The organism is Staphylococcus argenteus (assembly GCF_000236925.1).
GTDB lineage: Bacteria > Bacillota > Bacilli > Staphylococcales > Staphylococcaceae > Staphylococcus > Staphylococcus argenteus.
Genome location: NC_016941.1, coordinates 1636058 through 1662933, shown reverse-complemented (window position 1 = coordinate 1662933; position 26876 = coordinate 1636058). Strand labels below are relative to the sequence as shown.

At 32.3% G+C, this 26876-nt stretch carries 29 protein-coding genes and 1 other annotated feature; of the genes, 27 read left to right on the top strand and 2 right to left on the bottom strand.

Translation table 11 applies throughout. The annotated features are described in order from the left end of the window. The first annotated feature begins 28 nt into the window (after positions 1 to 28). From tig to SAMSHR1132_RS07815, 10 genes are all read left to right on the top strand, one after another. Positions 29 to 1330 (top strand): trigger factor, encoded by a 1302-nt coding sequence (tig, locus tag SAMSHR1132_RS07860; protein WP_000127584.1) that lies wholly within the window; start codon positions 29 to 31, stop codon positions 1328 to 1330. Positions 1331 to 1480: 150 nt separating this feature from the next. Then, a complete protein-coding gene (gene clpX, locus SAMSHR1132_RS07855; protein ID WP_000472295.1) occupies positions 1481 to 2743 on the top strand; it encodes an ATP-dependent Clp protease ATP-binding subunit ClpX in 1263 nt (420 codons plus the stop codon). Positions 2744 to 2896: 153 nt separating this feature from the next. Next, positions 2897 to 3487, top strand: a complete 591-nt coding sequence (yihA, locus tag SAMSHR1132_RS07850; protein ID WP_000867699.1) for a ribosome biogenesis GTP-binding protein YihA/YsxC — start codon at positions 2897 to 2899, stop codon at positions 3485 to 3487. A 217-nt stretch (positions 3488 to 3704) separates the two neighbouring features. After that, the gene (gene hemA / locus SAMSHR1132_RS07845) at positions 3705 to 5051 is read left to right on the top strand and encodes a glutamyl-tRNA reductase (RefSeq protein ID WP_000545462.1); all 1347 of its coding nucleotides are present in this window, start codon (positions 3705 to 3707) and stop codon (positions 5049 to 5051) included. A 21-nt stretch (positions 5052 to 5072) separates the two neighbouring features. Further along, on the top strand, positions 5073 to 5888 hold the full coding sequence (locus tag SAMSHR1132_RS07840) for a cytochrome C assembly family protein (RefSeq protein WP_014373848.1): 816 nt from the start codon (positions 5073 to 5075) through the stop codon (positions 5886 to 5888). A 41-nt stretch (positions 5889 to 5929) separates the two neighbouring features. Then, positions 5930 to 6856, top strand: coding sequence for a hydroxymethylbilane synthase (gene hemC / locus SAMSHR1132_RS07835; RefSeq protein WP_001230231.1), 927 nt, complete (start codon positions 5930 to 5932; stop codon positions 6854 to 6856). Between the two features lie 21 nt (positions 6857 to 6877). Further along, the gene (locus SAMSHR1132_RS07830) at positions 6878 to 7546 is read left to right on the top strand and encodes a uroporphyrinogen-III synthase (RefSeq protein WP_000805958.1); all 669 of its coding nucleotides are present in this window, start codon (positions 6878 to 6880) and stop codon (positions 7544 to 7546) included. Positions 7547 to 7549: 3 nt separating this feature from the next. Next, positions 7550 to 8524, top strand: a complete 975-nt coding sequence (gene hemB / locus SAMSHR1132_RS07825) for a porphobilinogen synthase (RefSeq protein ID WP_000667123.1) — start codon at positions 7550 to 7552, stop codon at positions 8522 to 8524. A gap of 45 nt (positions 8525 to 8569) precedes the next feature. Further along, a complete protein-coding gene (hemL, locus tag SAMSHR1132_RS07820) occupies positions 8570 to 9856 on the top strand; it encodes a glutamate-1-semialdehyde 2,1-aminomutase (RefSeq protein ID WP_001270891.1) in 1287 nt (428 codons plus the stop codon). Between the two features lie 156 nt (positions 9857 to 10012). Continuing rightward, positions 10013 to 11086 carry an AbrB family transcriptional regulator gene (locus SAMSHR1132_RS07815; protein WP_001240847.1) on the top strand — a complete coding sequence of 358 codons (1074 nt, stop codon included), beginning with the start codon at positions 10013 to 10015 and terminating at the stop codon, positions 11084 to 11086. A 163-nt stretch (positions 11087 to 11249) separates the two neighbouring features. On the opposite strand, the gene SAMSHR1132_RS07810 is transcribed toward SAMSHR1132_RS07815, so the two are convergent. Next, complete coding sequence (locus tag SAMSHR1132_RS07810) at positions 11250 to 11810, bottom strand: DNA-3-methyladenine glycosylase I (RefSeq protein ID WP_001001235.1); 561 nt, start codon at positions 11808 to 11810, stop codon at positions 11250 to 11252. Positions 11811 to 11868: 58 nt separating this feature from the next. Next, positions 11869 to 12172, top strand: a binding site (T-box leader). 43 nt (positions 12173 to 12215) lie between these two features. Between SAMSHR1132_RS07810 and SAMSHR1132_RS07805 the strand changes: the two genes are divergently transcribed. The 5 genes from SAMSHR1132_RS07805 to SAMSHR1132_RS07785 all read left to right on the top strand — a co-directional run bounded on the left by SAMSHR1132_RS07805 (position 12216) and on the right by SAMSHR1132_RS07785 (position 18121). Then, positions 12216 to 14846: a valine--tRNA ligase gene (locus SAMSHR1132_RS07805; RefSeq protein WP_000425361.1), complete on the top strand. Its 2631-nt coding sequence runs from the start codon at positions 12216 to 12218 to the stop codon at positions 14844 to 14846. A 12-nt stretch (positions 14847 to 14858) separates the two neighbouring features. Next, positions 14859 to 16130: a bifunctional folylpolyglutamate synthase/dihydrofolate synthase gene (locus SAMSHR1132_RS07800; RefSeq protein ID WP_001108353.1), complete on the top strand. Its 1272-nt coding sequence runs from the start codon at positions 14859 to 14861 to the stop codon at positions 16128 to 16130. Between the two features lie 247 nt (positions 16131 to 16377). After that, on the top strand, positions 16378 to 17085 hold the full coding sequence (locus tag SAMSHR1132_RS07795) for a prepilin peptidase (RefSeq protein ID WP_000231534.1): 708 nt from the start codon (positions 16378 to 16380) through the stop codon (positions 17083 to 17085). Further along, complete coding sequence (radC, locus tag SAMSHR1132_RS07790; protein ID WP_000692863.1) at positions 17082 to 17768, top strand: RadC family protein; 687 nt, start codon at positions 17082 to 17084, stop codon at positions 17766 to 17768. The genes SAMSHR1132_RS07795 and radC overlap by 4 nt, the downstream gene beginning before the upstream one ends. Positions 17769 to 17836: 68 nt before the next feature. After that, a complete protein-coding gene (locus SAMSHR1132_RS07785) occupies positions 17837 to 18121 on the top strand; it encodes a hypothetical protein (RefSeq protein ID WP_000171864.1) in 285 nt (94 codons plus the stop codon). 129 nt (positions 18122 to 18250) lie between these two features. Here the strand turns inward: SAMSHR1132_RS07785 and SAMSHR1132_RS07780 are convergent, their stop codons facing one another. Continuing rightward, a complete protein-coding gene (locus tag SAMSHR1132_RS07780) occupies positions 18251 to 18442 on the bottom strand; it encodes a hypothetical protein (RefSeq protein WP_000025834.1) in 192 nt (63 codons plus the stop codon). A 160-nt stretch (positions 18443 to 18602) separates the two neighbouring features. Here SAMSHR1132_RS07780 and SAMSHR1132_RS07775 point away from each other — a divergent pair, with 160 nt between their 5' ends. The 12 genes from SAMSHR1132_RS07775 to queA all read left to right on the top strand — a co-directional run bounded on the left by SAMSHR1132_RS07775 (position 18603) and on the right by queA (position 26854). After that, positions 18603 to 19076, top strand: a complete 474-nt coding sequence (locus SAMSHR1132_RS07775) for a DUF4930 family protein (protein WP_001211025.1) — start codon at positions 18603 to 18605, stop codon at positions 19074 to 19076. A 71-nt stretch (positions 19077 to 19147) separates the two neighbouring features. Next, the gene (locus SAMSHR1132_RS07770) at positions 19148 to 19267 is read left to right on the top strand and encodes a hypothetical protein (protein WP_000840604.1); all 120 of its coding nucleotides are present in this window, start codon (positions 19148 to 19150) and stop codon (positions 19265 to 19267) included. A gap of 195 nt (positions 19268 to 19462) precedes the next feature. Further along, positions 19463 to 20305 carry a rod shape-determining protein MreC gene (gene mreC / locus SAMSHR1132_RS07765; RefSeq protein WP_000911031.1) on the top strand — a complete coding sequence of 281 codons (843 nt, stop codon included), beginning with the start codon at positions 19463 to 19465 and terminating at the stop codon, positions 20303 to 20305. Further along, complete coding sequence (mreD, locus tag SAMSHR1132_RS07760) at positions 20305 to 20835, top strand: rod shape-determining protein MreD (RefSeq protein ID WP_001259922.1); 531 nt, start codon at positions 20305 to 20307, stop codon at positions 20833 to 20835. Before mreC ends, mreD begins: the two co-directional genes overlap by 1 nt. A 294-nt stretch (positions 20836 to 21129) precedes the next feature. Continuing rightward, a complete protein-coding gene (rplU, locus tag SAMSHR1132_RS07755; RefSeq protein ID WP_000457386.1) occupies positions 21130 to 21438 on the top strand; it encodes a 50S ribosomal protein L21 in 309 nt (102 codons plus the stop codon). 5 nt (positions 21439 to 21443) lie between these two features. Continuing rightward, positions 21444 to 21764: a ribosomal-processing cysteine protease Prp gene (locus SAMSHR1132_RS07750; protein WP_000633694.1), complete on the top strand. Its 321-nt coding sequence runs from the start codon at positions 21444 to 21446 to the stop codon at positions 21762 to 21764. Positions 21765 to 21775: 11 nt separating this feature from the next. After that, a complete protein-coding gene (rpmA, locus tag SAMSHR1132_RS07745) occupies positions 21776 to 22060 on the top strand; it encodes a 50S ribosomal protein L27 (protein ID WP_000916187.1) in 285 nt (94 codons plus the stop codon). 354 nt (positions 22061 to 22414) lie between these two features. Next, the gene (gene obgE, locus SAMSHR1132_RS07740; RefSeq protein WP_000496088.1) at positions 22415 to 23707 is read left to right on the top strand and encodes a GTPase ObgE; all 1293 of its coding nucleotides are present in this window, start codon (positions 22415 to 22417) and stop codon (positions 23705 to 23707) included. Between the two features lie 12 nt (positions 23708 to 23719). Then, positions 23720 to 24175, top strand: a complete 456-nt coding sequence (locus SAMSHR1132_RS07735) for an ACT domain-containing protein (RefSeq protein WP_000368896.1) — start codon at positions 23720 to 23722, stop codon at positions 24173 to 24175. Positions 24176 to 24188: 13 nt separating this feature from the next. Beyond that, complete coding sequence (gene ruvA, locus SAMSHR1132_RS07730; RefSeq protein WP_000271553.1) at positions 24189 to 24791, top strand: Holliday junction branch migration protein RuvA; 603 nt, start codon at positions 24189 to 24191, stop codon at positions 24789 to 24791. A 31-nt stretch (positions 24792 to 24822) separates the two neighbouring features. After that, a complete protein-coding gene (gene ruvB, locus SAMSHR1132_RS07725) occupies positions 24823 to 25827 on the top strand; it encodes a Holliday junction branch migration DNA helicase RuvB (RefSeq protein WP_000344472.1) in 1005 nt (334 codons plus the stop codon). Between the two features lies 1 nt (position 25828). After that, positions 25829 to 26854, top strand: a complete 1026-nt coding sequence (queA, locus tag SAMSHR1132_RS07720; RefSeq protein ID WP_001019183.1) for a tRNA preQ1(34) S-adenosylmethionine ribosyltransferase-isomerase QueA — start codon at positions 25829 to 25831, stop codon at positions 26852 to 26854. The last annotated feature ends 22 nt before the right edge of the window (positions 26855 to 26876 follow it).

The following is a 26876-nucleotide window of genomic DNA, read 5'->3' as shown; positions in this document are numbered from 1 at the left end:
AATTAGTTAATCATGGAGGTATATATACATGACAGCAACTTGGGAAAAAAAGGAAGGTAATGAAGGTTTATTAACTGTTACTGTTCCTGCAGAAAAAGTAAACAAAGCGTTAGATCAAGCATTTAAAAAAGTGGTTAAACAAATTAATGTGCCTGGATTCCGTAAAGGTAAAGTACCACGTCCAATTTTCGAACAACGCTTTGGTGTAGAAGCATTGTATCAAGATGCTATCGATATTTTATTACCAGATGCTTATGGTGAAGCAATTGATGAAACTGAAATCAAACCAGTTGCACAACCAGAAGTAAGTGTAACTCAAATTGAAAAAGGTAAAGATTTCATTTTTGAAGCTACAGTTACTGTTGAACCAGAAGTGAAATTAGGTGATTATAAAGGTCTTGAAATTGAAAAACAAGAAACTGAATTATCTGATGAAGAATTACAAGAAGCAATCGACCACAGCTTAGGACACTTAGCTGAAATGGTAGTTAAAGAAGATGGCGTTGTTGAAAACGGCGATACAGTAAATATCGACTTTAACGGTTCAGTTGATGGAGAAGAATTTGAAGGTGGTCAAGCTGAAGGCTATGACCTAGAAGTAGGTTCAGGTTCATTCATCCCTGGCTTTGAAGAGCAATTAGAAGGTATGAAAGTTGACGAAGAAAAAGATGTTGTTGTAACATTCCCAGAAGAATACCATGCTGAAGAATTAGCTGGTAAAGAAGCAACATTCAAAACAAAAGTTAATGAGATTAAATTTAAAGAAGTTCCAGAGTTAACTGATGAAATTGCAAACGAATTAGATGCAGAAGCAAATACTGTTGACGAATACAAAGAAAACTTACGTAAACGTTTAGCAGAGCAAAAAGCTACTGATGCAGAAAATATCGAAAAAGAAGAAGCAATTACAAAAGCTACTGACAATACAACAATTGATATTCCAGAAGCAATGATTAACACTGAATTAGATCGTATGGTTTCAGAATTTGCTCAAAGAATTCAACAACAAGGTTTAGATTTACAAACGTACTTCCAAATCTCTGGTCAAGATGAATCACAATTAAGAGAGCAAATGAAAGACGATGCAGAACAACGTGTTAAAACAAACTTAACACTAACTGCAATTGCAGAAGCTGAAAACATTGAAGCTACTGATGAAGATATCGATAAAGAATTAGAAAAAATGAGTGGACAATTTAATATCTCAGTTGAAGATATCAAGAATACTTTAGGTAATACTGACATCATTAAAAATGATGTGCGTATTCAAAAAGTTATCGATTTATTAAGAGATAACGCTAAATTAGTCGAAGGTACTAAAGAAGACTAATCTTCATTTAACATTAAATTCTAAAAGTGAGTAGCAGATGCATAGCTTATGTATCTGCTACTATTCTTTAAGCAAAATGTTTGTATGTTAATATGTTGCATTGTAATATCCAATCTAGTATAGTCTTTAACGAATAGGGGTGTAAAAAGAATGTTTAAATTCAATGAAGATGAAGAAAATTTAAAATGCTCTTTCTGCGGAAAAGACCAAGATCAAGTTAAAAAACTTGTTGCAGGAAGTGGTGTATATATTTGTAATGAGTGTATTGAATTATGCTCAGAAATCGTTGAAGAAGAATTGGCACAAAATACTTCTGAAGCGATTACAGAATTACCTACTCCTAAAGAAATTATGGATCATTTAAATGAATATGTTATTGGCCAAGAAAAAGCTAAGAAATCATTAGCTGTGGCAGTATATAATCACTATAAACGTATTCAACAATTAGGACCAAAAGAAGATGACGTTGAATTACAAAAAAGTAACATTGCCTTAATTGGACCAACAGGAAGTGGTAAAACATTATTAGCGCAAACATTAGCTAAGACTTTAAATGTACCATTTGCTATTGCTGATGCTACTAGTTTAACTGAGGCTGGTTATGTTGGTGATGATGTAGAAAATATCTTATTAAGATTAATCCAAGCAGCTGACTTTGACATTGATAAAGCTGAAAAAGGCATTATTTATGTTGATGAAATTGATAAAATTGCGCGTAAATCTGAAAACACTTCAATAACTCGTGATGTTTCAGGTGAAGGTGTTCAGCAGGCTTTGCTTAAAATTTTAGAGGGTACAACTGCAAGTGTCCCACCTCAAGGTGGACGTAAACATCCAAACCAAGAAATGATTCAAATTGATACAACTAATATTTTATTCATTCTTGGTGGTGCATTTGATGGTATTGAAGAGGTTATTAAACGCCGTCTAGGTGAAAAAGTAATTGGTTTTTCAAGCAATGAAGCTGATAAATATGATGAACAAGCGTTATTAGCTCAAATTCGTCCAGAAGATTTACAGGCTTATGGCTTGATTCCAGAATTTATCGGACGTGTTCCAATTGTTGCTAATTTAGAAACGCTAGACGTAACAGCGTTGAAAAATATTTTAACGCAACCTAAAAATGCATTAGTTAAACAATATACTAAAATGCTTGAATTAGATGATGTAGAATTAGAATTTACTGAAGAAGCTTTGTCAGCAATTAGTGAAAAAGCTATCGAAAGAAAAACAGGTGCACGTGGTTTGAGATCAATTATCGAAGAATCTTTAATTGATATTATGTTTGATGTGCCTTCTAACGAAAATGTTAGTAAGGTTGTCATTACAGCACAAACAATTAATGAGGAAATTGAACCTGAACTATACGATGCAGAAGGTAATTTAATTAATAGTAGTAAAACATCAGCTTAAACGTTGATGTGATATATAAGTGAAAAGCTCCAATCAAAGTTGATGCTCAAATAGTTTAACTTTGATTGGAGCTTTTTTATAATGTATACCGAAAGGGTTAAATATTATATAATGGTAGAGTTGAAATAGAATATAAAAAAGCGAGGATATAAAATGAAAGTTAATCCTAATAACATAGAATTAATCATTAGTGCAGTTAAGGAAGAACAATATCCAGAAACTGAATTATCAGAAGTAGCACTTAGTGGTCGTTCAAATGTTGGTAAATCAACATTTATCAATAGCATGATTGGTAGAAAAAATATGGCACGTACGTCTCAGCAACCAGGAAAGACGCAAACATTAAATTTCTATAATATTGATGAGCAACTTATCTTTGTTGACGTACCAGGGTATGGATATGCAAAAGTAAGTAAAACTCAACGAGAAAAATTCGGGAAAATGATTGAAGAATATATAACTAAGAGACAAAATTTACAATTAGTGATTCAATTAGTTGATTTAAGGCATAAACCAACAGAAGATGATATTTTAATGTATAATTACTTAAAACATTTTGATATACCAACATTAGTTATTTGTACGAAAGAAGATAAAATTCCTAAAGGTAAAGTCCAAAAGCATATTAAAAATATTAAAGAACATTTAGACATGGATCCTGATGATACGATTGTAAGTTATTCATCAGTTCAAAATACAAAACAACAACAAATTTGGGATTTAATTGAACCATATATTTCGTAATGCCCATTAAAAATTATGAATTCATAAACTTTAACATCGATTGATATAAATATACTTAAAACTTGTGTGCAATTGATAACTATTTACAACGTTCATCAATTTGTCAAAAATGTGAGTTCAAATTAGAAAGATTCTAATTTATTTAAGCATCGTACTTAATTGGATTTTAAATTATGTTATAATATTTGTATTGTTAGTATATATGGGGGCGTTTCAAATGCATTTTATTGCAATTAGTATAAATCATCGCACAGCTGATGTAGCGCTAAGAGAGCAAGTTGCTTTTAGAGATGATGCCTTACGAATTGCCCATGAAGATTTATATGAAACTAAATCTATTTTAGAAAATGTCATATTATCAACATGTAATCGAACAGAAGTATACGCTGTTGTTGATCAAATTCATACAGGTCGCTATTATGTCCAACGATTTTTAGCCCGTGCATTTGGATTTGAAGTAGATGATATTAAAGCAATGTCAGAAGTAAAAGTGGGGGACGAAGCAGTAGAACATTTATTGAGAGTCACTTCTGGCTTAGATTCGATTGTACTTGGAGAAACTCAAATTTTAGGTCAAATAAGAGATGCGTTTTTCTTAGCGCAAAATACAGGTACAACAGGAACTATATTTAATCATCTATTTAAACAGGCAATTACTTTTGCTAAAAAAGCACATAATGAAACAGACATAGCAGATAATGCTGTGAGTGTATCTTATGCTGCTGTCGAATTGGCTAAAAAGGTTTTTGGCAAACTTAAAAGTAAACAAGCTGTCATTATTGGTGCAGGGGAAATGAGTGAATTATCACTATTAAATCTTCTTGGTTCTGGAATTACTGATATTACAGTAGTTAATAGAACTGTTGATAATGCTATGAAATTAGCAACAAAGCATCAAGTGAAATATGATGAGCTATCAGCTTTACCACTTTTACTAGAAAGTGCTGACATAGTTATTAGCTCAACAAGTGCACAGTCTTATATCATTACCAATGACATGATAGAAAGAATTGCAGAAAACAGAAAACAAGATTCACTCGTATTGATTGATATTGCAGTTCCTAGAGATATCGAACCAGGTATAAGTGCCATCACTAACATCTTTAATTACGATGTTGACGACTTAAAAGGTTTGGTTGACGCAAATTTACGTGAGCGACAATTAGCAGCTGCAACAATATCAGAACAAATTCCTTCAGAAATTCACGCACATAATGAGTGGATAAGTATGTTGGGAGTTGTTCCGGTGATTAGAGCTTTACGTGAAAAAGCAATGGCAATACAGGCCGAGACGATGGATAGTATTGATCGTAAACTGCCAGAGTTGTCTGAGAGAGAGCGTAAAATCATCTCTAAACATACAAAAAGTATTATCAATCAGATGTTGAAAGATCCTATTAAACAGGCCAAAGAATTAAGTAGTGACAAGAAAAGTAATGAAAAATTAGAGCTATTTCAAAATATATTTGATATTGAAGCTGAATGTCCTCATGAACAAGCTAAACAACAAAAAGAAAGCAAGGTCAAAGAGATTTCAGCAAGACGTATCTTTAGTTTTGAATAAGCATATTAATATGGTGATAATATGCAAGAAAACCTGTTTATTCGATTCAATGAAATTATATTATTAATATACTTAATCAGTATCATTTGCTATTTTTATGATTTTGTCCAAAAGAGTCATAAAATTAGAAGTTTAGGCATATATTTATTGGGGATTGTTTGGGTTTTACAAACAATCTCTTTATCTATTTTTATTATACAAACGAGGCATATTCCATTAGGATCTATTTCAGATGTTTTTTATACCTTAAGTTGGTTAATCATCTCCATCTCTTTAATTCTTAATCTTATAAAGGTCTTGAATTTTTCTGTATTTTTCTTAAATCTAATAGGATTAACTTTATTGGGAATGAATACTTTCCAACCTACGCATTATGATAACAAGGTACAGAAAATCGCTGTTATAGATGAATTGTTGTTAGTCCATATCGGTCTAGCTGTATTAAGTTATGTCTTTTTTGCACTAGCATTTGTAAATGCATTACTTTACATCATGCAATATCGTAATTTAAAGGAAAAACGTTTCGATCAAAAGTACTTCAGATTAGGTAGCGTTGCTACACTTGAGTCTATTGTCTTCTATTCTACGCTTAGCGGTTGGATAATTCTTATTTTTAGTATTATTTTAGGAACACAATGGGGTGTGATTTCAGTAGGTGAACGTATATTTATCGATCCCAAGGTGATACTTTCTTCAGTTATTACATTATTGTATGGAACATATATACTGCTAAGAATAAAGAAATGGATAAATTCGAGGTATTTAATATACTATAACATTATTTTATTTTGCTTAAATATGATCAATTTATTTTTTGCTACACATTTTGTAAATTAAAGAAAATGCCCAGAGTAATTCGTTACTAGGAGGAATTAATCATGCGTAAATTAGTCGTTGGCTCAAGAAGAAGTAAATTAGCTTTAACGCAAAGCCAGCAATTTATAAATAAGTTAAAAGCTATTGAGCCAAACCTAGAAATAGAGATTAAAGAAATTGTTACTAAAGGTGATAAAATTGTTGATAAACAATTATCTAAAGTCGGAGGAAAAGGCTTATTCGTTAAAGAAATTCAACATGAACTTTTTGAGAAAAATATAGATATGGCAATACATTCTTTAAAAGATGTACCAAGTGTAATTCCGGAAGGGCTAACTTTAGGCTGTATTCCTGATAGAGAATTACCTTTAGATGCCTATATTTCAAAAACACATACACCTTTATCTCAATTGCCTGATGGCAGCATAATTGGTACAAGTTCATTACGTAGAGGGGCACAAATTTTATCTAAATACCCAAACTTAGAAATTAAATGGATTAGGGGAAATATAGATACACGTTTAGAAAAGCTCCATACAGAGAATTATGATGCAATTATTTTAGCAGCGGCTGGTTTAAGAAGAATGGGTTGGTCAGACGATACGGTAACTACATATCTGGATAGAGATACGTTGTTACCCGCAATTGGACAAGGCGCCCTAGGTATAGAATGTCGTAGTGATGATGTGGAACTATTAGAACTTTTAAATAAAGTACATAATGAGGAAGTTGCAAAATGTGTAACCGCTGAAAGAACATTTTTAGCTGAAATGGATGGCAGTTGCCAAGTGCCAATTGCTGGATATGCAACGATTTCTGATCAGAAAGAAATAGAGTTTACAGGTTTAATTATGACGCCTGATGGTAAAGAAAGATTTGAATTTACATCTACTGGTACAGATCCAGTTGAATTAGGAAAATTAGTAAGTAACAAATTAAAAGAACAAGGTGCATATGATATTATCAAACGCTTAAATGAACAACAATAATTTTTGGAGTGACGTTTAAATATGAAACCAGTTGTAGTAATGACACAAACAAATGACGTGCAAAGTGACTTAGTAACTATAATTCATAAACCATTTATTGAAATTAAGCCACTTGCTTTCGATTTGAATTTGTTAGATCAACACTATGACTGGCTTATTTTTTCGTCTAAAAATGCAGTTAAATATTTTTATAAATATTTAAAAAGTTTAAATGTAGACTATATTGCAGTTATCGGAGTTAAAACGGCGCAATACTGTGAATCTTTAGGAATACATGTCGACTATATGCCAGATGACTTTTCACAAGAAGGATTTTTAGAAGCTTTTAATAAAATAAATAAAAAAATACTAATTCCATCAAGTGAATTAGCAAGGCCTTTGTTATCGACAAGTTTATCTAAAAAAAATGAAGTTGTTAAATTAGATTTATATACATCATTACCAAACAAACGAAATATTCAAGATGTTAAAGAAATGATACAACATCAACACATTGATGCATTAACATTTTCAAGTTCATCCGCAGTACGTTATTATTTTAATGAAGGATTTGTTCCAAAATTTCATCATTATTATGCTATTGGCGAGCAAACTGCACGGACCATAAAAGCAAATAAGCAACCAGTAACCATTGCAGATACTCAAACATTAGAATCGTTATTACAAAAGATTTTAGAAAGTAGGGGCTAAAAAATGAAATTTGATAGACATAGAAGATTAAGATCATCAGCATCAATGAGAAATATGGTTAGAGAAAATCATGTAAGAAAAGAAGATTTAATATATCCGATTTTTGTCGTAGAAAAAGACGATATTAAAAAAGAAATTAAATCATTACCTGGTGTGTACCAAATCAGTTTAAATTTACTTGAAAATGAAATTAAAGAAGCATATGACTTAGGTATTCGCGCCATTATGTTTTTCGGTGTTCCAAATTCGAAAGATGACATTGGTACAGGTGCATATATCCAAGATGGTGTAATTCAACAAGCGACACGTATCGCTAAAAAAATGTATGACGACTTATTAATTGTTGCTGACACTTGTTTATGTGAATATACTGATCACGGTCATTGTGGTGTAATTGATGATCATACTCATGATGTCGATAATGATAAATCGTTACCACTTCTTGTTAAAACGGCAATTTCACAAGTTGAAGCAGGTGCAGATATCATCGCACCAAGTAATATGATGGATGGTTTTGTTGCTGAAATTAGACAAGGATTAGATGAAGCTGGTTATTATAATATTCCAATTATGAGTTATGGCGTTAAGTATGCTTCAAGTTTCTTTGGACCATTCAGAGATGCAGCAGATTCTGCGCCTTCATTTGGTGATAGAAAAACATATCAAATGGATCCTGCCAATAGATTAGAAGCTTTACGTGAATTAGAAAGTGATTTAAAAGAGGGTTGTGACATGATGATTGTTAAACCGGCTTTGAGTTACTTAGATATTGTTCGAGATGTTAAAAATCATACAAATATTCCGGTTGTTGCATACAATGTAAGTGGAGAGTACAGTATGACAAAAGCTGCAGCTCAAAATGGTTGGATTGATGAAGAACGTGTTGTTATGGAACAAATGGTTTCAATGAAACGTGCAGGTGCTGATATGATTATCACATATTTTGCAAAAGATATTTGCCGTTACTTAGATAAATAGAGAATAATTGATTGCTTTTGATAAACTATAGGAGGAATTTACTTTATGAGATATACGAATTCAGAAGAAGCTATGAAAGTTGCTGAAACGTTAATGCCTGGCGGTGTAAATAGTCCAGTTCGAGCATTTAAATCAGTAGATACACCCGCAATTTTCATGGATCACGGTAAAGGTTCAAAAATATATGATATCGATGGAAATGAGTATATTGATTATGTACTAAGTTGGGGGCCATTAATTTTAGGCCATAGAGATCCACAGGTTATCAGTCATTTACATGAAGCTATCGATAAAGGAACAAGTTTCGGTGCATCGACATTACTTGAAAACAAATTAGCACAACTTGTGATTGATCGTGTACCTTCAATTGAAAAAGTACGTATGGTGTCATCTGGTACGGAGGCGACTTTAGATACATTAAGATTGGCACGTGGTTATACAGGTAGAAATAAAATTGTAAAATTTGAAGGTTGTTACCATGGGCATAGTGATTCACTTTTAATTAAAGCTGGTTCAGGTGTTGCAACTCTAGGATTACCTGATTCTCCAGGTGTTCCAGAAGGCATCGCTAAAAATACAATTACTGTTCCATATAATGATTTAGATGCACTTAAAATTGCTATTGAAAAATTTGGTGATGATATCGCTGGTGTCATAGTTGAGCCAGTAGCAGGTAATATGGGTGTCGTTCCGCCAGTCGAAGGCTTTTTACAAGGTTTAAGAGATATTACGAATGATTATGGTGCTTTATTAATTTTTGATGAAGTAATGACTGGTTTTAGAGTAGGTTATAATTGTGCGCAAGGATACTTTGGTGTTACTCCTGATTTAACTTGTTTAGGAAAAGTTATCGGTGGCGGACTTCCAGTAGGTGCTTTTGGTGGTAAAAAAGAAATCATGGACCACATCGCGCCATTAGGAAATATATATCAAGCTGGTACGTTGTCCGGTAATCCTTTAGCAATGACAAGTGGTTATGAAACATTAAGCCAGTTAACACCTGAAACATATGACTATTTTAATATGTTAGGTGATATTCTTGAAGAAGGATTAAAACGTGTATTTGCTAAACATAATGTGCCAATTACTGTAAATAGAGCTGGTTCAATGATTGGTTATTTCTTAAATGAAGGACCGGTTACTAATTTTGAACAAGCGAATAAAAGTGATTTGAAATTATTCGCAGAAATGTATCGTGAAATGGCAAAAGAAGGAGTATTTTTACCTCCATCTCAATTTGAAGGAACTTTCTTATCTACCGCACATACAAAAGAAGATATCGAAAAGACAATTCAAGCATTTGATACTGCTTTAAGTCGTATTGTAAAATAAATACACGGACAAAACGAGAGCCTGGACTTTGTTCAGGCTCTTTTTCAGTATTTAGGTTCAATTGATTAATAATTGTTAAAAGTAAAAAACGATTAAGTATTGATTTTAAATTTTAATAACAATATTTATATTATTTAATTGAAAGAAGTGGAAAACATGGCAATGATATATAGAAATAATTTCATTGTATTCGCTTTATCATTTTTAATAAGTGGCATTTTATACGTTTCCCATGTTTTACTGCCATTCATGTTTGGACCAATTATTGGGGCAATCATTTGTGTGAAAATTTTCAAATTGGAAGTTAAATGGCCCTTTTGGTTAAGTGAACTAGGAATCGTGCTACTAGGTGTACAAATAGGTACAACATTTACCAAAAATGTCATAATGGATATTAAAGATAATTGGTTATCTATTATTGTGGTATCAATTTCAATCTTATTAATTGCTTTAGTCATGGCGCTTATCTTTAAAAAGATTGCACGTATTAATACAGAAACAGCTGTACTTAGTGTTATTCCAGGTGCTTTGACACAAATGTTAGTGATGGCAGAACAAGATAAACGTGCTAATTTGTTAGTTGTTAGTCTTACGCAAACATCACGCATTATATTTGTTGTAGTGCTAGTTCCATTTATTTCTTATTTTTTCCATGATGATAGTGCCCATTCTGCAGGTAAAATAGCTAAAATATTGCCTTTATCCCAGGCTTTAAATATTTGGCAGATGCTAATTATAGCTATTGCAGTTTTTATCGTTTATTTAATTATGTCTAAACTTAATGTTCCAACATATCAATTGTTAGCACCACTAATAGTCTTAATAGTTTGGAACTTTAGTACTGGCATTACATTTGCTTTAGATCATTGGCTACTTAATATTGCGCAACTTATCTATATGATTAGAATTGGTGTACAAATTGCACATTTATTATCAGATTTGAAAGGTCGATTAGCTATTGCAATTACGATACAAAATATAATGCTGATTTTTGGTGCTCTTGTTATGGTATATATTATTCATTTCTTCGATAATAATCCAATTAATGAACTATTTCTTGGTGCCGCACCTGGAGGACTTAATCAAATAGTATTAGTTGCATTAGCTACTGATGCAGATGTTGCTATGATTACTAGCTATCATATATTTAGAATCTTTTTCATAATCTTTATCATCGCACCTTCGATAAACTATTTTTTAAAATATCGGTCGAAGAAAAATAAGGATTAGCTTGTTGGCAATATATAACTATAATAATGAAAGTAAGTTAATCTCGTTAGGGGAGATAATTTTCTGCTATTTTTATAACATACTTAATGGAAAGCAAATAAAACGAGACAGTCTATTAGTTAACATAGAATCTGTCTCGTTTGTTTTATGATGCTATAGCATATTAATTATGTTTAGGCTTTGATGGACAATCTTTTAAATGTGCATCGTATAGTCCCGCTGCTTCTAAAAATGAAAATACGGTTACAGGACCCAAAAATTTAAAACCGTATTTTTTCAAATCTTTTGAAAGTTGTGTAGCAGTCTCATCAACTGTTATTCGCTCAGATGAATGAATGTATTGTAAATCTTTAGGCTTACCATTGACGTAAGACCATAAAAATTTGCTAAAACTACCATATTCTTGTTCAATTTGTAAGTAGCCTTGAGCCTGACTAACTATGGCTTCCAGTTTTTTACGGTGATGGACAATATTTGGAAATGTCATTAATCTGTCGATATCTTTCTCAGTCATTTGTGCTACCTTATCTGGTTCGAAATCATAAAAAGCAGTCTCATAAGCTTCTTTCTTTTTTAAAATGGTTAACCAAGACAAACCAGCGTGCTGTGATTCTAATGCTAAAAGTTTAAACAGCTCTTTACTATCATATAAAGGTTGTCCCCATACATCATCGTGATAGTTTAAGTAAACTGGATCCTTTGTTCCAAATGCGCATTCATTCATAATTATTCCCACCAATACATTGACTTATTTTGACAATCATTATACTATAAGTTAAGAGTTTAATATATAAATTGGGAAGAGTAAGTTCAAATTGTTTTAAAGAGAGCATGTGGTTTGGTGTGAATATGCAAATGATTTTTACTGAAGGTAGCCCACAGAGTATCTTAGTTGAACATGATTGATAGAGTAGGCTAAGACGTGTTTGAGCGTTAATCATAATCTAGAGTGCTTGAAGAGATAGCTTATTTCAAATTTCCTGCTGTCAGCGTTAGTATACTAACTTCGATTTAGCTGATAATCAGTGTTTGATTTGTAGCATCCTTCTTGAATATAGGTGGTACCACGGAATATCCGTCCTATTGTTATATAGGATGGGTATTTTTTATTTTTTAGGAGGTATAGCAAATGGAAATGAAACCAAAATATGATCCACGCGAAGTTGAAGCGGGACGTTATGAAGAATGGGTTAAAAATGGTTATTTTAAACCATCGGAAGATAAATCAAAAGAAACATATACAATTGTTATTCCACCACCAAATGTAACTGGTAAATTACATTTAGGTCACGCTTGGGATACAACTTTACAAGATATTATTACGCGTATGAAACGCATGCAAGGGTACGATACTTTATATTTACCTGGTATGGACCATGCTGGAATTGCGACACAAGCAAAAGTTGAAGCAAAATTAAATGAACAAGGTATTACAAGATATGATCTTGGCCGTGAAAAGTTTTTAGAACAAGCTTGGGATTGGAAAGAAGAGTATGCGTCATTTATCCGTGCTCAATGGGCTAAACTAGGTTTAGGCTTAGATTATAGTAGAGAACGTTTTACTTTAGATGAAGGATTAAGTAAAGCGGTTAAAAAGGTTTTTGTTGATTTATACAATAAAGGTATTATTTATCGTGGTGAGCGTATTATAAACTGGGATCCTAAAGCACGCACTGCGTTATCGGATATTGAAGTCATACATGAAGATGTACAAGGTGCCTTTTATCATTTTAAATATCCTTATGCTGATGGAGAAGGTTATATCGAAATTGCAACTACAAGACCAGAAACAATGTTAGGCGATACGGCTATAGTTGTTAACCCAAATGATGAACGATATAAAGATGTTATTGGCAAAACTGTTATTTTACCAATTGTAGGCCGTGAGTTACCAATATTAGCAGATGAATACGTTGATATTGATTTTGGTTCTGGTGCGATGAAAGTTACTCCTGCACATGACCCTAATGACTTCGAAATTGGTCAAAGACATCATTTAGAAAATATCATCGTTATGGATGAAAATGGTAAAATGAACGACAAGGCTGGTAAATACGAAGGTTTGGACCGTTTTGATTGTCGTAAACAGTTAGTTGAAGATTTAAAAGAACAAGATTTAGTTATCAAAATTGAAGACCATGTTCATTCGGTTGGTCATTCAGAACGTTCAGGCGCAGTAGTTGAACCATATTTATCAACACAATGGTTTGTACGTATGGATGGTTTGGCAAAACGTTCATTAGATAATCAAAAAACAGATGATCGTATAGATTTTTATCCACAACGATTTGAACATACATTTAATCAATGGATGGAAAATATTAGAGACTGGACGATATCAAGACAATTATGGTGGGGTCATCAAATTCCAGCTTGGTATCATAAAGAAACTGGTGAAATCTATGTTGGTGAAGAAGCGCCTACTGATATTGAAAACTGGCAACAAGATGAAGATGTATTAGATACATGGTTCTCAAGTGCGTTATGGCCATTTTCAACATTGGGTTGGCCGGACCTTGATAGTGAAGACTTCAAGCGCTACTATCCAACGAATGCATTAGTTACAGGTTATGATATTATCTTTTTCTGGGTAGCACGTATGATTTTCCAAGGATTAGAATTTACGGATCGTCGCCCATTCAATGACGTATTATTACATGGATTAGTTCGAGCTGAAGATGGACGCAAAATGAGTAAATCTTTAGGTAATGGTGTTGATCCAATGGACGTTATTGATGAATATGGTGCGGATAGTTTAAGATACTTCTTAGCGACAGGTTCATCTCCAGGCCATGATTTAAGATATTCTACTGAAAAAGTTGAATCAGTGTGGAACTTTATCAATAAAATTTGGAATGGCGCACGTTTCAGTTTAATGAATATTGGTGAAGACTTTAAAGTAGAGGATATTGATTTAACTGGCAACTTATCATTAGCAGATAAATGGATTTTGACACGTTTAAATGAAACAATTGCAACAGTTACAGATTTAAGTGACAAATATGAATTTGGCGAAGTTGGAAGAGCATTATACAATTTCATTTGGGACGATTTCTGTGATTGGTATATTGAAATGAGTAAGATTCCGATGAATGGTACAGACGAAGAACAAAAGCAAGTAACTCGTTCTGTATTAAGTTATACTTTAGATAATATTATGAGAATGTTACACCCATTCATGCCATTTGTTACAGAAAAAATCTGGCAAAGTTTACCTCATGAAGGGGAAACTATTGTAAAAGCAGCGTGGCCAAAAGTACGTGAATCATTGATTTTTGAAGAAAGTAAACAAACAATGCAACAACTTGTTGAAATCATTAAATCTGTTAGACAGTCACGTGTAGAAGTGAATACACCATTATCTAAAGAAATACCTATATTAATTCAAGCTAAAGATAAAGAAATTGAACAAACATTATCACAAAATAAAGATTATTTATTCAAATTCTGTAATCCTAGTACTTTAGACATTAGTACGGACGTGGAAATACCTGAAAAGGCTATGACTTCAGTAGTATTAGCAGGTAAAGTAGTATTACCATTAGAAGGTCTTATAGACATGGATAAAGAAATTAGCCGTTTAGAAAAAGAGTTATCAAAACTTCAAAGTGAGTTGGATAGAGTTGATAAAAAATTGTCTAATGAAAACTTTGTAAGTAAAGCGCCTGAAAAAGTTATAAATGAAGAAAAACGTAAAAAACAAGATTATCAAGAAAAATATGACGGTGTGAAAGCGAGAATTGAACAATTAAAAGCATAGGAGTTAGTAACAATGAATTACCTAGAGAGCTTGTATTGGATACATGAAAGAACTAAATTTGGCATTAAACCTGGTGTTAAACGTATGGAATGGATGCTAGCACAACTTAATAATCCTCAAAATAATATTAAGGGTATTCATGTAGGTGGAACAAATGGTAAAGGCTCTACAGTTGCTTACCTTAGATCAGCTTTGGTTGAAAATGGTTATGAAGTAGGAACTTTCACATCACCATTTATTGAAACGTTTAATGAACGAATTAGTTTAAATGGTGCACCTATTTCGAATGATGATATTGTTGAATTAGTATCTCGTGTAAAACCAATTAGTGAAAAAATGGAGCTTGAAACTGATTTGGGAGTCGCAACTGAATTTGAAATTATCACTGCAATGATGTTTTTATATTTTGGTGAAATACATCCTGTTGATTTTGTCATTGTTGAGGCTGGATTAGGTATTAAAAATGATTCTACAAATGTCTTTACACCGATTTTATCAATTTTAACAAGTATTGGATTAGATCATACTGATATTTTAGGGAATAGTTATTTAGATATTGCAAAAGATAAAGGTGCAATAATTAAACCGAATATCCCTGTGATTTACGCAGTCAAAAACGAAGATGCACTTAAATATGTTCGCGAACGTGCTATTGAACAACATGCAAAACCGATTGAGTTAGACCGTGAGATTGTCGTAGTTTCACAAAATGATGAATTTACTTATCGTTATAAGGAATATGAGTTAGAAACAATCATTTTAAGTATGTTAGGAGAACATCAGAAACAAAATGCTGCATTGGCTATTACAGCATTAATAGAATTAAATGAACAAGGTTTAATTCAATTAGATTTCAATAAAATGATTGACGGAATCGAAACAGTTCGATGGACTGGTCGTATTGAACAAGTGCATGATAAGCCGTTAATCATTTTAGATGGTGCCCATAATTCTGAAAGTATAGACGCGTTAATTAATACTATTCAAAATTATCATCACAAAGACAAAGTTGATATTCTATTCTCAGCCATTAATGGTAAACCTATCAATGAAATGGTTAAGCATTTAAATCTTATTGCAAAAACTTTTTATGCAACTGAATTTGATTTTCCAAAGGCATTACGAAAAGAAGAAATTGTAGGTAGTGTAGAAGGAGATCATATACAACTTGTGGATGATTATGTTGAATTTATTAAAAATTATCAAGGTGAGGCACTTGTAATTACTGGAAGTTTATATTTTATTAGTGAAGTTAAATCTAAAATAGATTTTGGAGCATTTTAACCATAAAATTAAAATAACCGTGAAGATGACAATCAAATTGTTTCTTCACGGTTTTTTATGTTTAGTTCTGTTGTTTTACCATTGACTTGAAGCTATTTTATATAACGCTTAAGTGGTATTTTAAGTTATCAACAGACTTATTACTATTACAAGAAATCTGCACATCAAAGAGTATTGATTTTGCAGTAATGGTGTATATTTACATTATAGGGATAACTATTTATAATTTGCTTGAGGAGGTTATTACTTGGTATTTTTGTTGTCATATAGTTGTAGTTGTATCTTTAGTTTTTTGTATCAATTTATATCTGTTGAAGAAACTTCATTTGAATATTTACATAGACGTTCTAAATGTGATAATTGCCATGTTACATTGAAATGGTATGAACTATTTCCAATTTTTAGTTTCATAATGCTAAAAGGCAGGTGTCAATACTGTCGTTATAATACTTCTAAAAGTCATCTAATAGGAGAAATTTTGGCAATGTTACCTATAATATTCGTTTTATTTAATTTAACGGACGTAAATGCATTGTTATTTATTACAACTTATATTTTTCTACTCATTTTTTCTTTGACTGATATTAAAACTTTACTTATCGACTGTCGTTTAATTATTGTTTACATTGTAGTTACATTTTCGTTATCCACTATTTTTCCCACAGCCTTTTTAATTGTAAGTATTTCTGCTCATATTTTTTACTTTTTATTTAAATCATCTATTGGTTATGGTGATATTCTTCTTGTAAGCATAATTTCCTTATTTTTCCCTCTACAATTTACTATATACCTTATTTTATTTACATTTATCATCGCAGGACTTGTTGCGATAATCATAATGGTAATTAAGCCTATTAAGACATTACCTCTAATACCTTTTTTAACTATCTCATTTCTATTAAATGCTGTTTTTTATAATGACATCTATCAATTATTAGGAGGAATATATTATTGAAAATTAAAGAAATGGTTACTTCAGAAATGCCTAGAGAACGTTTATTAAGTCATGGTGCGAAAAGTCTTTCGAATACTGAATTATTAGCGATTTTAATTAATACTGGACGAAAAGGGTTTTCTAGTATTGATATTAGTAATGAATTGTTGAAAGCTAATTCGAATTTAAACGAACTAAAAAAAGCATCAGTAAACGATTTGATTCAAGTAAAAGGAATTGGTTTGCAAAAAGCAATTACATTAAAAGCTGCATTTGAATTGGGCGAGCGAATGGGGCGACGTTCAGAAAGTAACAGGGTTAAAATAACACAACCTAGTGATGTTGCCGATCTTATGATGGCTTCGATGAAAGATTTATCGCAAGAACATTTTATGATTTTATTATTGAACTCAAAAAATATTGTTATAAAAGAAGCATGTGTATTTAAAGGGACATTAAATAGTTCTATAGTGCATCCGCGTGAAATTTTTAGTATCGCTATTCGAGAAAATGCGAATGCAATCATTGCAGTTCATAATCATCCATCTGGTGATGTAACACCTTCACAAGAAGATATCATGACGACACTAAGGTTAAAAGAATGTGGCTTGATACTTGGTATTGATTTATTGGATCATATTATTATTGGTGATAATAGATTTACAAGCTTAGTTGAAGCAGGTTATTTTGATGAAAATGAATAAAGTTAATAGAATTACTAACAATTCTTGTGTATAATACCTACGAAGTACAATCATATGGAGGAAAAACAGTGACGCTATTTATAATTATCGGTGTTCTAGTACCAATGGTGTATACAATGCAATTAAACATAAAGAATGAACCTGTAACAAAACGTAATCTATTAATGACTGTGATATTATCATCAGTAGGTTTATTAGTTACAGCACTAGCAGGTGTGATCGTCACGAAGCAATCAATTCCTTTATTTAGTGTAGCTGTTGGTTCAATATTTACTGGTGTCGTATGGGCATTATTATTAAGCGGAAGTTATGCATTATTACGATTTTTATCTAATGCATTTGGACGTAAATAATGAATTGTTACACATAAGTTGTTTATCAGAATTAAAAAATAAATTAAAACTCCTAATGCTTAACTAGTTAAACAAATATTTAATCTAGTTCATTAGGAGTTTTGTTATATTAATATGATTTTATTTTTATTATAATTGGAATTGTGGTAATAACCCTGTATTAATTTGGAAAAAATCAAGTAACCAAATTAAGCCTTGATATCCTAAATACAAACATAATAAAATGACGCCGATATAAATTAAAAATCGCAAAATAGAAAGTCCAACTCTAAAAAGGAGGATTACTAATAGTGCTATTAAAATGATTGTTAGTATACTCAATATTACGAACCTCCTCATAAGCATTTATAACATAAATAAATTATAAGCCATTTTTAATTAAGATGCATCAGTCCAAAGATATAGTGTGATTAAGCCTGAAGACTGATGAAAATTTATATGTCAAACTATATAATAGTTTGAAGACTAATGGAGGCGACCTATGAGATTTATATTAAGTATGATTAAAAATATTATAGCAGTAATTGCGATTATAGTGATTGTATACATTGCCTTAAAATACGCGCCTTTTTTAAAAGAACAAGATTGGAACCCAGTTAACCAATCACCAAATCATACTGGGCAAGTTGCACAGCCAACAAATGATGCGCAACATGTGTATGTAAGTGGAGAGAAATATTCATTGAAAGAAAATGATTTGATTAAAAATGTACCTTTAAGTCAAATTAAAAATGTATTTAATATGATAGATAAACAAGAATTTATGGCTGTATCGGGTATGAATCGAATGGCGTACAATGATAAATATGTAATTGGTCAAAGAGGGGATGAATTTATACTTTATAAATTTGGAGATGAATCCATGAGAGTTTATAATACAGAATTCGAAATGCAACAAGACTTAAATGAATTAGGGCAAAATTTACAATTAAAACCAGAAAATGCATATCAATAGAAATTCTTTGCATACATAAATCATTTTAGTTATCCTGTCACTAGAATATATAAAAGGTTGGTGTAGTTCAAATGGCAGAACAATCAAAACAAAAACAAGCTAATGAACAACAAAAGGCCCAAAATTTATTCGCCCGTTGGAGACAATTACAGTCAACCAACAGCGAAAATTCGAACGACACAAACAAATGAATATTAAAAATAATTATGATAACTACTAGCACTTGAAAAAATTTGCTAGTAGTTATTTTTATTATAACGAAGCTAGTTTTATTAAAAGCTAAGTTTAATTTCATAGCAATTAAAAGTTAGTGCTTTATTTCATTAAGGGAGTAATATAAAATAGAAAAGGATATATAATATTTTGACAAAATAGAGGTGTTCTGGGTGCTTAAGTTTTTTAAAAATAACAAATTAATTGTTGTTTTATGTGCAATCATCGTTTTTATTGCACTTATTGGGCTGTCCATACGATCACAATCTCAATCACCTCCTGAACAATACATAGGTGATTCTGTGTCTTTTGGGCAACGAGTTGTGAGTTATCCAGTTAATTTTGTTGCTGGTGCAATTGGAGACTTTTTTAAAAAGGGCGATTCAAAAGAGGATAAAAATAAAATAAGCCAATTAGAATCTAAAAACCAACAATTAGAAGCGGAAAATAATAAATTGAAAAAAGAGCTTGATTTAAAAGATATTTCAAAATATGATCCGATTTCTACTACAGTATTAGCAAGAAATCCTGATCAATGGATGAATACACTTGTAATTGATAAAGGTTCGAAATCAGGTATTACTTCTAATATGGCCGTAATGACGTCACAAGGGTTTGTTGGAAGAGTAACAAAAGTGAATAAGTTTTCTTCACAAGTAGATTTAATTTCTACTAATACACGTGCTGGTAAATTATCGGTAAATATACAACATGGTTCTAAAAATATTTTTGGTTTGATTGATCGATATGATGAAAAGAACTCTGAGTTAATAATTAGTGATATTAATAACCGAGACAATATTTCTAAAGGGGATAAAGTAGTTACTAGTGGACTTGCAGATCAATTGCCAAGTAATTTGTATATAGGTGAAGTCACGAAGGTACAGAATGATCAATACGGCTTAGCTAAAGAGGTTAGAGTTAAAACTGGTGCAGATTTAGCAGATTTAAGTCATGTTTATGTCGCTAAAAGAGATCCTAAAACAATACCTGACGATGAAAGCAGGGATAAATAATGCGTACTTTGTATTATTTTTTGATAGGGATTTTATTATTTTATATTGATACCGCAATTGGACTACTCATTCCAATGCATATTGGGAAATTTGAAATTATTTTTGTGCCACACTTAACCTTTATGTACATATTAATGATGGTAGTTTATAGAGGCTTTGGCGTATCATTAATGCTGAGTATATTTATTGGTTTAATGACTGATGTATATTACGGAAGCATTTATGGCGTATATTTATTTGGTTATATACTATTTTTAGCTCTAATAGATCGTTTCTTTAAGATTTTTTACAAAGATCACACAATGTTATTCGGAATTATTTTAGGGAGTACAATATTATTAGAGATATATGTTGCATTGATTTATGGCATGCTAGGATTTATCCAATTTGACTTTATACATTTTGTTGTATTTAGATTGCTGCCGACAGTATTGTTAAATTTTGTACTGTTAATAATACTGTATCCATTGATTATAAAGTTCATTAAAAAAACGAACAATGACATTGACATGAAACGTCGTCAATGGTAAGATGCAATAGTTGAGTAGTTATAAGTAGCTACATACAACCGCTCAAATATAGGTTCAAGAACATGATTAAGGAATAAAGCGATTGAAACAACGCAGAGTGCGAACGCTTTACTCATTTGCAAAAGTTATTGAAAGAAAGCGATTGACAATCAAGGCGATGAAGAGAGAAACGAGAAGAGTTTATTTTTATAAATGACTTGAGTTTCGACTGAAACAACGCAGAGTGCGAACGCTTTACTCAATAACATATGTCACCTATATATGGCGTGACTTATTATACAGGAGGTGCAAAGTATGTTTGCTATTATTGAAACAGGTGGAAAACAAATCAAAGTAGAAGAAGGTCAAGAAATCTTCGTTGAAAAATTAGACGTAAACGAAGGTGATACTTTTACATTTGATAAAGTATTATTTGTAGGTGGAGATTCAGTTAAAGTTGGAGCGCCAACAGTTGAAGGTGCTACAGTTACTGCTACTGTTAATAAACAAGGACGCGGTAAGAAAATCACTGTATTCACATACAAACGTCGTAAAAATTCAAAACGTAAAAAAGGCCATCGTCAACCATACACTAAATTAACAATCGATAAAATCAACGCGTAATTATTATGATTACTGTTGATGTCACAGTTAATGATGAAGGCAAAGTAACAGACGTTATTATGGATGGCCATGCTAACCATGGTGAATATGGTCATGATATCGTTTGTGCTGGAGCTTCAGCTGTATTGTTTGGTAGTGTTAATGCGATTATAGGATTGACATCTGAAAGACCAGATATCAATTATGATGACAATGGTGGTCATTTTCATATAAGAAGTGTTGATACAAATAACGATGAAGCGCAATTAATTCTTCAAGCAATGCTTGTTTCTTTACAAACTATTGAAGAAGAATATAATGAGAATATTAGATTAAATTATAAGTGAGGTGCATTCCGATGTTAAAATTAAACTTACAATTCTTCGCATCTAAAAAAGGGGTAAGTTCTACAAAAAACGGACGTGACTCTGAATCAAAACGCTTAGGTGCTAAACGTGCTGACGGTCAATTCGTAACAGGTGGTTCAATTTTATATCGCCAACGTGGTACTAAAATTTACCCTGGTGAAAATGTAGGTCGTGGTGGCGATGATACATTATTCGCTAAAATCGACGGCGTTGTTAAATTCGAACGTAAAGGTCGCGACAAAAAACAAGTTTCTGTATACGCAGTAGCTGAATAATTTTGTCTAGTTAACACCAGAAGTGAATCTTCTGGTGTTTTTTACTTTTTATAGAGAAATTTTTATTAATATAACGAATTTGGCCAAAAGTAAATTTAAAATTTAAGGCGAATAGACTTAAGAGCAACTGCATAAGAGCCCCTAATCAGTAAACTAAAAGGGGGCTAAAGGAATACAGTTGCAGTATTTAACGTACTAAAAAGTATCGTATTTGATATTGGAAATTATAAAAAATTAAGGCGAATAGACATAAAAGCAACTGCATAAGAGCCCCTAATTATTTACAATAAAAGGGGCTCTAATATGCTATAATTATTGGGAAAATGAAAATTATATGTAAAAGAGGTGAGATATATGTTTGTCGATCAAGTCAAAATATCTCTTAAAGCCGGTGATGGTGGTAATGGAATTACCGCGTATAGAAGAGAAAAATATGTGCCATTTGGTGGTCCAGCTGGTGGTGACGGCGGTAAAGGTGCTTCTGTTGTATTCGAAGTAGATGAAGGATTAAGAACATTATTAGATTTTAGATACCAACGTCATTTTAAAGCAAACAAAGGTGAAAATGGACAAAGTAGTAATATGCATGGAAAAAATGCTGAAGACTTAGTCTTAAAAGTACCACCGGGCACAATTATAAAAAATGTTGAAACTGACGAAGTATTAGCAGATTTAGTTGAAGATGGTCAAAGAGCTGTCGTAGCAAAAGGTGGTCGCGGAGGTCGCGGAAATTCACGTTTTGCAACGCCAAGAAACCCTGCACCTGACTTTAGTGAAAAAGGAGAACCAGGTGAGGAATTAGACGTTTCTTTAGAATTGAAATTATTAGCTGATGTAGGATTAGTAGGTTTCCCTAGTGTTGGTAAATCAACATTATTATCAATTGTTTCAAAAGCGAAACCCAAAATTGGTGCTTACCATTTTACTACTATTAAGCCGAACTTAGGTGTCGTTTCAACACCAGATCAACGTAGTTTTGTTATGGCTGATTTACCTGGGTTAATTGAAGGTGCATCAGATGGTGTTGGTCTAGGTCATCAGTTTTTACGACATGTTGAAAGAACTAAAGTTATTGTGCATATGATTGATATGAGTGGATCAGAAGGAAGAGATCCAATTGAGGATTATAAAGTCATCAATCAAGAATTAGCTGCATATGAACAACGTTTAGAAGATAGACCACAAATCGTCGTTGCTAATAAAATGGATTTACCTGAATCGCAAGATAATTTAGAACTATTTAAAGAGGAAATTGGTGATAATGTAGAAGTCATTCCAGTTTCAACAATTACACGTGAAAATATTGATCAATTACTTTATGCAATTGCTGATAAATTAGAAGAATATAAAGATGTTGACTTCTCAGTTGAAGAAGAAGAGTCAGCAGGTATCAATCGTGTTCTTTATAAACACACACCTTCACAAGATAAGTTTACAATTACAAGAGATGATGATGGTGCATATGTAGTGAGTGGTAATGCCATAGAAAGAATGTTCAAGATGACTGACTTTAATAGTGATCCAGCAGTACGCCGTTTTGCACGACAAATGCGTTCGATGGGTATTGATGATGCTCTAAGAGAACGCGGTTGTAAAAATGGAGATATCGTTAGAATTCTTGGTGGAGAATTTGAATTCGTTGAATAGGAGTGTATCATGATGGACAATAAAGATTATAAAAAGTTTTATTTAATTAGAGAAGATGTATTGCCAGAATCAGTGGTTAAAACTTTGAAAATTAAAGATGCCTTAAAAAATGATCCTACATTGTCCATTTATGATGCAGTTAAGCAGTTTGATTTATCTAGAAGTGCATTTTACAAATATAGAGAAACTATATTTCCAGTAGATGATAAAATGTTAGACCATAGAGAGTTTACATTAATATTGTACGTTACTGACATTGTCGGTATGTTAGCGCGTGTTTTAGATGTTATTTCTAAATTAGAACTTTCGGTTTTAACAATTCATCAAAGTATTCCAATGGAAGAAAAAGCGACCATCACATTGTCTTTAAATGCAAAATCTAAGGACACTTCTGCAGAAGATGTCATCGTAGCTTTAAGAAATTTAGATTATGTATCTAAAGTAGAATTAATTAGTATGAGTATGTAAGGATGTGCAAAAAATGTACGCGTATGTCAAAGGTAAGTTAACACATTTATATCCAACACATGTGGTAGTTGAAACTGCAGGTGTTGGGTATGAAATTCAAACACCAAATTCTTATCGTTTTCAAAAGTATCTAGATCAAGATGTTTTAATACATACATCTTTAATAGTTCGCGAAGATGCCCAACTATTGTATGGTTTTAGTAGCGAAGAAGAAAAAGATATGTTTTTGAGTTTAATTAAAGTTACTGGTATAGGACCTAAATCTGCATTAGCTATTTTAGCAACTAGTACACCTAACGAGGTAAAACGTGCTATTGAAAATGAAAATGACACGTATTTAACTAAATTCCCTGGAATCGGTAAAAAGACAGCAAGACAAATTGTATTAGATTTAAAAGGTAAAGTTAAAATTACCGAAGAAGATAGCGATTCAATATTGCAAGTAGATCCAACCTCTACAGTACAAGATCAATTTGTACAAGAGGCAATGTTAGCATTAGAAGCATTGGGTTATTCTAAACGAGAACTTACAAAAGTAGAGAAAACGTTAAATAAAAATAAATACGACTCTGTTGATGAGGCTGTAAAAGCAGGTCTACAAATAGTTGTATCTTAAATTTAAATAGATTGATGGGGGAAGTGTTGTCATGGATGAACGTATGGTTGATCAATCAATGCATAGTGAAGAATCTGATTTTGAATTGTCGTTAAGACCTACGAGATTACGACAATATATTGGTCAAAATTCAATAAAAAGTAATTTAGAAGTCTTTATAAAAGCAGCTAAACTACGCCATGAACCATTAGACCATGTATTGCTTTTTGGCCCCCCTGGACTAGGTAAAACAACATTATCTAATATTATTGCTAATGAAATGGACGTTAATATACGTACAGTGTCAGGCCCTTCCTTAGAAAGACCTGGTGATTTAGCTGCTATTTTATCGGGACTTCAACCAGGAGATGTGTTATTTATTGATGAAATACACAGATTAAGTAGTGTAGTTGAAGAAGTTTTATATCCTGCAATGGAAGATTTCTTTTTAGATATAATTATAGGTAAAGGGGATGAGGCTAGAAGTATCCGAATCGATTTACCTCCATTTACTTTGGTCGGTGCAACTACCCGAGCTGGGAGTTTAACAGGCCCCTTAAGAGACCGATTTGGTGTACATTTAAGGTTAGAATATTATAACGAATCAGACTTAAAAGAGATTATCATTAGAACTGCAGAAGTTCTAGGAACAGGTATAGATGAAGCTAGTGCCATTGAGCTTGCTAAACGTTCGCGTGGTACACCACGTGTAGCGAATCGTTTATTAAAACGCGTGCGTGATTTTCAACAAGTGAATGAAGATGATCAAATCTACATCAAAACTACTAAACATGCATTAGGTTTACTTCAAGTTGATCAACATGGATTGGATTATATTGATCATAAAATGATGAATTGCATAATTAATCAATATAATGGTGGACCTGTCGGATTAGATACGATTGCTGTAACAATTGGTGAAGAGAGAATAACAATTGAAGACGTTTACGAACCTTTTTTAATTCAAAAAGGATTTTTAGAACGTACACCGCGTGGTAGAAGAGCTACACCATTAGCTTATGAACATTTTGCAAAGTCAAATGAGGAGAGGGAATAACGTGAATATTGAAGAATTTGACTACGACTTGCCAGAATCTTTAATAGCTCAAACGCCATTAAAAGATCGTGATCAAAGTCGTCTATTAGTCATGGATAGAGAAACTGGCGAGATGAAACATTTACATTTTAAAGATATTATTGAATACTTTCGTGCAGGTGATACGTTAGTGTTAAATGATACTAGAGTGATGCCTGCTAGACTCTTCGGTTTAAAAGAAGAAACAGGTGCTAAAGTTGAAATGTTAATGCTGACTCAAATAGAAGGTAATGATTGGGAAGTCTTGCTTAAACCTGCTAAAAGAATCAAAGTTGGTAATAAATTAAGTTTTGGTAATGGTAAAATTGTAGCCGAATGTATTAAAGAAATGGACCAGGGCGGACGCATTATGCGCTTGCATTATGAAGGTATTTTACAAGAACGCTTAGATGAATTAGGTGAGATGCCGCTACCACCATATATCAAAGAGCGCTTAGATGATCCTGATCGTTACCAAACGGTTTATGCTAAGGAAAGTGGCTCGGCAGCAGCACCGACAGCCGGATTACATTTCACAGATGAGTTATTAGCCAAAATTAAAAATAAAGGAGTTAATATCGCATTTGTTACATTGCATGTTGGCTTGGGTACATTTAGGCCTGTCAGTGTTAATGATGTAAATGATCATGAAATGCATAGTGAATATTATCAAATGACTCAAGAAACCGCTGACTTATTAAATGATACGAAGTCTAAAGGGCATCGAATCATTTCAGTTGGTACAACTTCTACACGCACACTTGAAACTATTCGACGAGACTATGATCAATTTGTAGCGACAAGTGGTTGGACTAATATTTTTATTTATCCAGGGTTTGAATTTAAAGCAATTGATGGTCAAATAACTAATTTTCATTTGCCAAAATCAACTTTGGTTATGCTTGTGTCAGCGTTTAGTACTCGTGAAAATGTTCTAAATGCATATAGAACAGCTGTAAGTTTAGAGTATAGATTCTTTAGTTTTGGCGATGCAATGTTAATTATATAAAAAGAATGTGAGGATTATAAAT

Bases quoted from the DNA above. Each gene is read 5' to 3' on its own strand.
- SAMSHR1132_RS07735 (WP_000368896.1), top strand. From the start codon at position 23,720: ATGGACAATAAAGATTATAAAAAGTTTTATTTAATTAGAGAAGATGTA.
- hemA (WP_000545462.1), top strand. From the start codon at position 3,705: ATGCATTTTATTGCAATTAGTATAAATCATCGCACAGCTGATGTAGCG.
- SAMSHR1132_RS07830 (WP_000805958.1), top strand. From the start codon at position 6,878: ATGAAACCAGTTGTAGTAATGACACAAACAAATGACGTGCAAAGTGAC.
- obgE (WP_000496088.1), top strand. From the start codon at position 22,415: ATGTTTGTCGATCAAGTCAAAATATCTCTTAAAGCCGGTGATGGTGGT.
- yihA (WP_000867699.1), top strand. From the start codon at position 2,897: ATGAAAGTTAATCCTAATAACATAGAATTAATCATTAGTGCAGTTAAG.
- SAMSHR1132_RS07750 (WP_000633694.1), top strand. From the start codon at position 21,444: ATGATTACTGTTGATGTCACAGTTAATGATGAAGGCAAAGTAACAGAC.
- hemL (WP_001270891.1), top strand. From the start codon at position 8,570: ATGAGATATACGAATTCAGAAGAAGCTATGAAAGTTGCTGAAACGTTA.
- mreD (WP_001259922.1), top strand. From the start codon at position 20,305: ATGCGTACTTTGTATTATTTTTTGATAGGGATTTTATTATTTTATATT.
- hemC (WP_001230231.1), top strand. From the start codon at position 5,930: ATGCGTAAATTAGTCGTTGGCTCAAGAAGAAGTAAATTAGCTTTAACG.
- SAMSHR1132_RS07840 (WP_014373848.1), top strand. From the start codon at position 5,073: ATGCAAGAAAACCTGTTTATTCGATTCAATGAAATTATATTATTAATA.
- SAMSHR1132_RS07775 (WP_001211025.1), top strand. From the start codon at position 18,603: ATGAGATTTATATTAAGTATGATTAAAAATATTATAGCAGTAATTGCG.
- SAMSHR1132_RS07770 (WP_000840604.1), top strand. From the start codon at position 19,148: ATGGCAGAACAATCAAAACAAAAACAAGCTAATGAACAACAAAAGGCC.
- SAMSHR1132_RS07815 (WP_001240847.1), top strand. From the start codon at position 10,013: ATGGCAATGATATATAGAAATAATTTCATTGTATTCGCTTTATCATTT.
- hemB (WP_000667123.1), top strand. From the start codon at position 7,550: ATGAAATTTGATAGACATAGAAGATTAAGATCATCAGCATCAATGAGA.
- rpmA (WP_000916187.1), top strand. From the start codon at position 21,776: ATGTTAAAATTAAACTTACAATTCTTCGCATCTAAAAAAGGGGTAAGT.
- SAMSHR1132_RS07800 (WP_001108353.1), top strand. From the start codon at position 14,859: ATGAATTACCTAGAGAGCTTGTATTGGATACATGAAAGAACTAAATTT.
- tig (WP_000127584.1), top strand. From the start codon at position 29: ATGACAGCAACTTGGGAAAAAAAGGAAGGTAATGAAGGTTTATTAACT.
- rplU (WP_000457386.1), top strand. From the start codon at position 21,130: ATGTTTGCTATTATTGAAACAGGTGGAAAACAAATCAAAGTAGAAGAA.
- SAMSHR1132_RS07805 (WP_000425361.1), top strand. From the start codon at position 12,216: ATGGAAATGAAACCAAAATATGATCCACGCGAAGTTGAAGCGGGACGT.
- SAMSHR1132_RS07810 (WP_001001235.1), bottom strand. From the start codon at position 11,810: ATGAATGAATGCGCATTTGGAACAAAGGATCCAGTTTACTTAAACTAT.
- ruvA (WP_000271553.1), top strand. From the start codon at position 24,189: ATGTACGCGTATGTCAAAGGTAAGTTAACACATTTATATCCAACACAT.
- clpX (WP_000472295.1), top strand. From the start codon at position 1,481: ATGTTTAAATTCAATGAAGATGAAGAAAATTTAAAATGCTCTTTCTGC.
- ruvB (WP_000344472.1), top strand. From the start codon at position 24,823: ATGGATGAACGTATGGTTGATCAATCAATGCATAGTGAAGAATCTGAT.